Raw genomic sequence first — 8412 nt, 5'->3', positions numbered from 1 at the left:
CCAAGTCGAAGTTCGACAACCGCTACGGTATCCGGCACTCGCTGATCGATGGCATCAACCGGGGCACGGACGTGCTGATCGGCGGCAAGGTCGCGGTGGTCTGCGGCTACGGCGATGTGGGCAAGGGTGCGGCGGAGTCGCTGTCCGGGCAGGGCGCGCGGGTGATCGTGACCGAGATCGACCCGATCTGCGCGTTGCAGGCGGCGATGGACGGCTACCAGGTCAAGACGCTGGAGTCGGCGCTGCCGGAGGCCGACATCGTGATCACCACGACCGGGAACAAGGACGTGGTGATGGCCGAGCACATGGCGCGGATGAAGCACCAGACGATCGTGGGCAACATCGGCCACTTCGACAACGAGATCGACATGGCCGGCCTGGCGCGGTACCCGGGTATCCGGCGGATCAACATCAAGCCGCAGGTCGACGAGTGGATCTTCCCTTCCGGGGGTTCCGGGGGCCGCCCCCGGGTTGGGCACAGCCCGGACGGGCACAGCGTGCTGGTGCTGTCCGAGGGCCGGCTGCTGAACCTGGGCAACGCGACCGGGCACCCGTCGTTCGTGATGTCGAACTCCTTCTCCAACCAGGTGATCGCGCAGATCGAGCTGTTCACCAAGCACGAGGAGTACGACAAGGAGGTCTACCGCCTGCCGAAGAAGCTGGACGAGAAGGTGGCGCGCATCCACCTCCAGGCGCTGGGCGGCGAGCTGACCAAGCTGACCAAGGACCAGGCCGAGTACATCGACGTCGACGTCGAGGGCCCGTTCAAATCGGAGCACTACCGCTACTGACCGCTCCGGTCCGGGCACGGGGGAAGGGGCCCGCGCCCGGACCGGTCTCAGCCGACTCCAGGGCCGGTGTAGGCGCCGATGTTGGGGGACTGGGCGGGGATGGGGTTGCCGAAGAAGTCGCGGCCTCCGTTGCCGGGGACGGAAGTTCCGGCGCCGAGCGCGGGCGATCCGGTTCGGAGCTGGTAGCCGGAGGCGGTGTCGCGTGAGGTCGCCGCTCCGGGGGCGCGCAGCAGCGGGTCGCCGACCACCGGGTGCGGGTCGGCCGGTACGTCGATGACGCGGTGGTACAGGTTGTGGTCGAACTGGTCGGTCGCACCGTCGATGATCGAGCCGGCCGGGCGGCCGGCGAAGATGTTGTCGGTGAACTTCATCCCGGGCACGCCGTCGTCGGTCACCAGGTGCTCGGCCACCGTGCTGTAGAACGTGTTTCCGTACACCGCGGTCTCGCCGATCGTCCCGCAGGCGAACTCGTTGACCAGCGCGATGGGCGCGCCCCAGGGGTAGCTGCCGCGGCCGTCGTCGTCCTGGCTGATGTTGTAGCGGAACACGTTGCCCTGGAAGGTGTCGCCGGGATCGTTGCACAGGCCGAGCGTGCCCCCGCTGTTGCCGCGGCTGAAGTTGTACTCGAAGATCGTGCCGATGTTGGCGGATTCGAAGTAGTACGGCTGGGCCGGCAGGCTGCCCGGCCTGCTCGCCACGTCGTTGAAGCGGAATCGCGTGTCGTTGGAGTTGTAGGCGTACATGCCGGCGCTGAAGTGCGTGGCCCGCTGGGAGAAGTCCCGCACCACGTTGCGCGCCACGAGCGCCTTGGCCCCGTTGAAGATCGCGATACCGTCGCCACCGATGTCCGTGAGGGTGTTTCCGCGGACGACCACTCCGGTCATCGGCACGAAGGACGTGCCGCGGCCCGCCGGGTATTCGGCACGGCGCTCCCAGTCGGACGAGGTGACGATGCCCTGCCGGTCGACCGCGGTGAGGGTGTTGCCCTGGACGAGGACGTCGGCGAAGCCGGTGGGAGTGGTCGCGCCTGCCGCCTTGAAGCCGATGCCGCCGCTGGGGTCGGTCTGGTGCGGGTTCTGGCACTCGCAGCCGTTGACGTGGTGCACGTCGACGTTCGCCACCACGTAGTGGTGCCCGATGCCGAAGTCGGTGAGCAGGACGTACACGCCGAACCGGATCTCGGCCGGCTGGGGTGGCGGGCCCTGGTTGGACAGGTCCAGGTCCCGGATCTCCCAGCCCTCGACGTTTCGCAGCAGCACAGCCGCGAGCGCGCCGTTCGCCGCGATCTTCGGCTTGGCGCCCCTGCCGTACGAGGCGACTGTGATGGGCAGGTCCGCGGTCCCGGAACCCCGTGGTGCCAGGGTGCCCGTGCATTCGGTGTCACGGCGCAGCAGCAGGCGGTCACCGGGGCGGTAGACCGCCTTGCTGGCCTTCGCCAGTGTCCTCCAGGCGTCGTCTTGGCTGGTGCCGGCGTCGCGGTCGTCCCCGGCCGCACAGTCGACGTACCAGGTCCGGCCGGTGGCGGCCGCGCCCGGGACCGGGAACGCGGTCAGCGTTCCGAGTACCAGTGCGACCGCGACTCCCAGCGATCTCCAGCGGGTTGATCTCAGCATCGTTCCTCCCTCGAGCCAGAACGCGCCGGATCCTGGCCGCGCCCGCTGGAGGACGACTCGAATTTCACACGAGCCGGTCTCCTGGCTCTCGGCTGGGAACGGTCACCCCGGGCTCCGGGGCGAGCAGCGCGGTGAGAACCCGGGTCAGCTCGTGGTCCGGCCGCGGGGGCGGTTCCGGCGCGCGCCAGGCGATGAAGCCATCGGGCCGGACGAGCGTGGCGCCGCTGCTGGTGACGCCGTAACACGCGGACCACCGCGCGGCGGTGTCTTCGAGGCCGGGGCCGATGTGGTGCACGGTCACCTCGACGCCGAGCGTGGCCGCCGCCGTCTTGGCCGCCGCTGCCCATTCCGCCCCGTCCGGGCCGGTGAGCAGCGTGAACGTGCCGTCGAACAGGTCGAGCGTGGAGATCCGCCGCCCGTTCCGGGAAAGCCACACGTGCGGGGCGCGGTGGCCAGGTCGTCCACTGGGGGTGCGCGGGTTCTCCACCGGCTCGGCGGGCGCGGGCCGCTCACCGGCGACCGCGGCCGACTCGTACCGGTAACCGAAGATCATCGTCAGGTCGTCGATGCCGGTGAGTTCCTCTTCGGTGCCCTCGTGGCGCGCGCGCAGCAGCCGCAGAGCCTGGCCCAGGGACAACTGCGCGACCGGGCGGCGTTCCGGTTCGTAGGTGTCGAGCAGCGCCGGCCCGGCCTGGCCGTGGAGCACGGCCGCGAGCTTCCAGGACAGGTTGTGCGCGTCGCCGATCGCGGTGTTGGCTCCGTAGGAGCCGGCCGGGGGGAAGACGTGTGCCGCGTCGCCGGCGAAGAACACGCGCCCGGACCGGAACCTGTGCGCCACCCACCCACCGCCGGTGCTGTGGGAGATTTTCTGTGGCCACCCGGGAACCGGGGGCACGAGGGTCAGCTCGAGACCGGGAATTCCGACGGCGGCCCGCGCCAGTTCAGCGCACCGTTCCTCGGTGAAGTCCTCGGCCCGCTCGCCCCGCTCGGGGTGGTACGGCACGCCGAGCATCCAGCGGCCGAACCGGCGCAACGGCACCAGGACGGTGCCGGTCGTCGGCCGGTCGAGGTAGGCCAGCAGGAACCGGCGGCTGCGCAACGGCTCGGTGAGATCGGCGTCGAAGATGCAGTACACCGCGTGGTCCGTCGGCCCGGGCTGGTCCACGCCGATCCCGAGCCGGCGCCGCACCCCGGCGCGGTTGCCGTCCGCGGCGACCAGGTACCGGGCCCGGACGCGGTATTCGGCGCCACCGGAGTTCTCGCGCACGGTGGCCGTGACCCCGTCGTCCGCAGTGGACAGATCGACGAGTTCGCTGCCGAACCGGACGTCCGCGCCCTCGCGGACGGCGTGCGCGTGCAGGACGCGTTCCAGTTCGTCCTGGTCGATCATCGCCCAGTCGACGGGGCTGAGGTCGGGCGAGGGCCGGACGTGGGTGAGCAGGTCCATGCGGAAGCGTTCCTCGCCCGCCAGCGTCTCCCCGCCGATCATCTCGGGGTAGTCGACCAGGATCGACTGGCGTCCGAGGATCTCCGCCTCCAGGCCGAGCGCCCGGTAGATCTCCATCGTGCGCGGGTTCACAGCCCGCGCCTGCGGCATGATCGCGGTGGACGGGTGCCGTTCCACCAGCAGCGGGCGGATGCCGAGCCGGGTGAGGAACAGCGCCGTGGACAGGCCGGTGACGCCTCCGCCGACGATGAGGACGTCGGTCTCGTGGTCGTGCGCTGTGGTCATCGTCCGACGCTCCCGCGCTCACACGGGCCGGTACTCGAGGAGGACCAGGGCGTTGGGTTCCGGTTCGTTGACGGGTTGGAAGCCGGCCGCCGCGGTGATGCGGTTCCACTCCTGGCGGTTGCGTTCCCGGCCGCCGAGCACGGACAACGCCTCGACGTCGATCAGCTTCGCGGTGTCCCACTCGCCGGGCCCCCGCACCAGCTGGTCGACGATGAGCAGCCGGGCGTCGGCGTTGTTCCCGATGGCCGCCCGGATCCGGGTCAGGATCAGCTGGGCCTTGTCGTCGTCGAAGTTGTGCAGGGTGTGCTTGATGAAGTAGGCGTCGCAGCCGGACGGGACCTCCTCGAAGAAGTCCGTGGGCACGACGGTGACCCGGTCGGCGACACCGGCGTTCTCCAGCTCGGCCTTGGCCTCGGCCACGGTCGGCGGAAGATCGGCCAGCACACCGGTGCAGCGCGGGTGGCGCAGCAGGATCCGCGCCAGGAACTGGCCGCGGCCGCCACCGATGTCGCCGATGCGCGGGAAGCGGCCGAAGTCGAAGTCGTCGAGGATCCGGTCCATGTCCGGCCAGTGGTTCTGCACCATCGCCCGGTCCAGCAGCGCGCCGCTCGCCGGGTTGACCTTGATGTAGTCGTAGAACGTCATGCCGAAGACCTCGACGAACGCGGGCTCCCCGGTGCGCACGGTGTGCGCCACGTTCTCGTACGGACGCAGGAACATCGGGTCCGAGGCGAACAGGAACATGTCGCGGATGCCGTTTTCGGCCCCGTCCACCAGCCCCGCGGACAACGGGGTGAGGGCGAACCGGCCGTCGGTGCTCTCGTCGAGGATGCCCGCGGCCGCGACCGTGCGCAGCACGCGGTAGAGCGCATCCGGGTTCGCACCGATCTCGGCGGCGATTTCGGTGGCCGTGCGCGGACCGGCCGCGAGCACGTCCGGCACGCGCACTTCGACCGCGGCCCGCAGTGCGCCGAGGATCCACTTGGCGTAGAACAAACCCAGCACCTGCTGCTCGGGCGGCAGGTTCTCGTCCAGCACGTTGAACGTGCCGCGCGCGTGCGTCGCGTTGCCCTGTTCGTCCATCGGGTCCACCTCTCGGGTCGGGTCGGCTCGGCCAGGATCGCGGCCCGGTCTCGAGCGCTGCTGGAGGAATCTGGCGGGTCACCAGCTGACGGGGAGCTCGTGCGCGCCGTAGATCTGCATGTCGTCCCGCATCCGCACCTGCTCGACCGGGATGGCCAGGTGCAGCTCCGGGAAGCGGCGGGCCAGCCGGGTGAAGGCGATGCGCAGCTCCATGCGGGCCAGCTGCTGGCCGAGGCACTGGTGGACGCCGTAGGCGAAACCGACGTGCCGCTTGGGCTCGCGGCTGATGTCGAACCGGTCCGGATCCTCGAAGTGCCTGCCGTCGCGGTTGGCCGATTCGATCGACAGCACGATCGGGTCGCCCGCGCGGATCTGCCTGCCGCCGAGCTCGAAGTCCGCCTTGGCGGTTCGCGGCAGTCCGAACGGGGCCACCGACAGGTAGCGCAGGATTTCCTCGACCGCGCGCTCGACGAGGCCCGGGTCGTCGCGCAGCGTCCGCCACTGCTCGCGATGGGTCAGCAGGGCGAGCGCACCCATCGAGATCATGTTCGCGGTGGTCGCGTAGCCGGCGATCATCAACAGGTTGCCGATCGCGACGAGTTCGCCGTCGCTGAGCGGGACACCGTCCTCGGGCTCGGCGCGGATGAGGCCGCTCAGCAGACCCTCGTCGGGCTCCTTCCGCTTGCGCCGCACCAGCTCCCGCATGCAGTCGGCCATTCCGGTCATCGCTTCGAGCAGCTCCGCCTTGGTCCGCTCGAGTCGCTGCATGACGTCGGCGTGTCGCTGGAACTCCGCGGTGTCCTCGACCGGCATGCCGAGCAGGTGGCAGATCACCAGTGACGGGACGGGCTGGGCGAAGTCGTTCACCAGGTCGGCGGGCGGCCCGGCGGCGGCCATCGCGTCGAGGTGCTCCTCGACGATCCGTTCGATGCCCGGCGCCAGCGCGTTGAGCCGTCGCACGGTGAACTGGCCGGTGAGCAGGCGGCGGTAGCGGGTGTGCTCGGGCGGGTCCATGCCGATGAACGACGTGCCGAACCCGGATGCCTCCCACTCCCCGGCGGTCAGCGTCACCGCGGACACGTTGGTCTGGAACTTGCGCTGAGCGCTCACCGCGGGGTGCACGAGCGCGGCGGTCACCTCGTCGAAACCGCTGATCAGCCACCCCGTGTTGCCGTCGGGCAGCGCCAGCGGGCAGACCGGGGACTCCGCGCGGAGACGGGTGTACTCCGGCGGCGGGTCCAGCGGGGTCTTCCGGCCCAGCGGCATCGGGCACGGGGTGGACTCGGTCATCACAACCACTTCCTCGAAGCGCGGTGCGCGGTCCCGGGCATCGTCGCGACCGCGGCTCGACGCCTGCTCGACGACCTCTCGACTAGTCATCAGGTGGACTCAATCATTCAAATGGTTGACACAGTGATGCGATCGTTTGATTATGGGGTGGAACACTGGACAACGAACAGGAGCGGCACCTCGATGACTGGACCGACGGAGTACGAGACCCCCGTGCTGATCGTGGGAGGCGGTATCACCGGCCTCTCCGCGGCGGTCTTCCTCGCGCGGGCGGGTGTCCGCCCGATCCTCGTCGAACGGCATCCGTCGACGGCGATCCTGCCCCAGGCCCGGGCGTTCAGCCCGCGATCGATGGAGATCTACCGGTCGCTCGGTCTGGAGGGCACCATCCGCGAGCACCTCTCGTTCCTGGTCGACTACCCGGAGATGATCGGCGCGGAGACGCTGACCGGCCCGGAGCGCTTCCGCGCCGACCTGCTCGCCCAGGTCCGGCCGCCGGAGGGGCTGAGCCCGACCGACTGGGCGATGATCGACCAGGACGAGCTGGAGCGCGTCATCCGCGTGGCCGCCGACAGCAGCGGGGCCGACGTGCGCTTCGGCACCGAGCTGGTGTCGTTCACCGAAGAGGGCGACGGTGTCACCGCGGTGGTCCGGGACGTGGCCAGCGGGGACTTGCAGCGGATCCGGGCCCGCTACCTGATCGCGGCGGACGGCAACCGTGCGCACATCCGGAACCGGCTCGGCGTCGGTGCGGACGGCCCCGGTGTCTTCATCAACGTCGTCAACTTCATCTTCGACGCCGATCTCAGCGCCGCGAGCCGCGAGCGCCGGTTCCTGCTCGCCTATCTGGACCAGCCTCGGCCGGGGGCGACGTTGAGCCCGCTGAACGAGGACGGCAGGTGGGCGCTGGCGATCCCGTACCAGCCCGAGCAGGGCGAGACGCCGGAGGACTTCACCGAGGAGAGGTGCGCCGAGTACGCGCGGCTCGCCGTCGGCCTCCCCGACCTGGAGGTCGAGCTGGTCTCCCCGGTTCCCGAGTGGACCCAGAAGGTGACGACGACGCGGATCGGTGCCTGGGTGGCCCAGCGGTACCGGTCCGGGCGGGTGTTCTTCGCGGGCGACGCGGCCCACGTCGTGCCGCCGTCCGGGTCCTACGGCGCGAACACCGGGATCGCGGACGCGCACAACCTGGCGTGGAAGCTCGCCGCAGTGGTGCGCGGTCAGGCGGGCGCCGGGTTGCTGGACACCTACGAGGCCGAGCGGCGCCCGGTCGCCCAGGTCACGATGGAAACCGCGATGCAGTTGCTGCAGGACCGCCGGGAAGGCTCCGGGGAGGAGGCGACGCGGGTCGACGACATGGCCATGATCTTCGGCTACCGGTACGACTCGCCGGCCGTGCTGGCCGACACCCCCTCGCCGGCGGACCGGGTCGAGGACCCGCGCACGGCCGGTGGGCGTCCGGGGCTGCGCGCGCCGCACCTGTGGCTGACCAGGGCCGGCCGGCGCGTGTCCACTGTGGATCTGTGCGCGGGCGGCTTCACCCTGCTGGCCGGTGCCGACGGTGCGGCGTGGACCGATGCTGCCAAGGCAGTCGCCGCCGCGCTCGACGTCGATCTCGCCGCCCACCGGATCGGCGCCGAGTACACCGATGCCGAGAACCGCTTTCCCGGTGCGTACGGCGTCACGGCGACGGGAGCGTCGCTCGTCCGGCCGGACGGTTTCGTGGCCTGGCGCGCGCGGGAGCTGCCGCGACAGCCCGAGGATGAGCTGCGCCAGGCGATGACCCGGATCCTCGCGCGGCAGCCCTGACAGCGGAGACGCGCCGACCAGCGGCGGCCGGTCCTGATCGAGGGGGCCGGTCCTGCCGGCGGGGGAGTGTCCCTATGGAGGTGTCGAGCCGGGG

The 8412-nt window shown here is 70.6% G+C and carries 6 protein-coding genes; 2 read left to right on the top strand and 4 right to left on the bottom strand.

The window, feature by feature from the left end; translation table 11 throughout:
• Positions 1–791, top strand: a 791-nt coding sequence (locus D0D15_RS34775) for an adenosylhomocysteinase (protein WP_115945065.1), incomplete at its 5' end; no start/stop codon positions are given.
• A gap of 47 nt (positions 792–838) precedes the next feature.
• On the opposite strand, the gene D0D15_RS34770 is transcribed toward D0D15_RS34775, so the two are convergent.
• From D0D15_RS34770 to D0D15_RS34755, 4 genes are all read right to left on the bottom strand, one after another.
• Complete coding sequence (locus tag D0D15_RS34770; protein ID WP_094008837.1) at positions 839–2404, bottom strand: right-handed parallel beta-helix repeat-containing protein; 1566 nt, start codon at positions 2402–2404, stop codon at positions 839–841.
• Between the two features lie 64 nt (positions 2405–2468).
• Positions 2469–4136, bottom strand: coding sequence for an FAD-dependent oxidoreductase (locus D0D15_RS34765; RefSeq protein ID WP_094008838.1), 1668 nt, complete (start codon positions 4134–4136; stop codon positions 2469–2471).
• A gap of 18 nt (positions 4137–4154) precedes the next feature.
• Positions 4155–5219 (bottom strand): methyltransferase, encoded by a 1065-nt coding sequence (locus D0D15_RS34760; RefSeq protein WP_094008839.1) that lies wholly within the window; start codon positions 5217–5219, stop codon positions 4155–4157.
• Between the two features lie 78 nt (positions 5220–5297).
• The gene (locus tag D0D15_RS34755) at positions 5298–6509 is read right to left on the bottom strand and encodes a cytochrome P450 (RefSeq protein WP_094008840.1); all 1212 of its coding nucleotides are present in this window, start codon (positions 6507–6509) and stop codon (positions 5298–5300) included.
• A 183-nt stretch (positions 6510–6692) separates the two neighbouring features.
• Between D0D15_RS34755 and D0D15_RS34750 the strand changes: the two genes are divergently transcribed.
• Complete coding sequence (locus D0D15_RS34750; protein WP_094008841.1) at positions 6693–8318, top strand: FAD-dependent oxidoreductase; 1626 nt, start codon at positions 6693–6695, stop codon at positions 8316–8318.
• The last annotated feature ends 94 nt before the right edge of the window (positions 8319–8412 follow it).

Origin of the sequence: Amycolatopsis thermalba (assembly GCF_003385215.1) — a bacterium.
GTDB lineage: Bacteria > Actinomycetota > Actinomycetes > Mycobacteriales > Pseudonocardiaceae > Amycolatopsis_E > Amycolatopsis_E thermalba.
The sequence above is the reverse complement of the archived record's forward strand: the minus strand, read 5'-3'. Positions and strand labels throughout refer to the sequence as shown.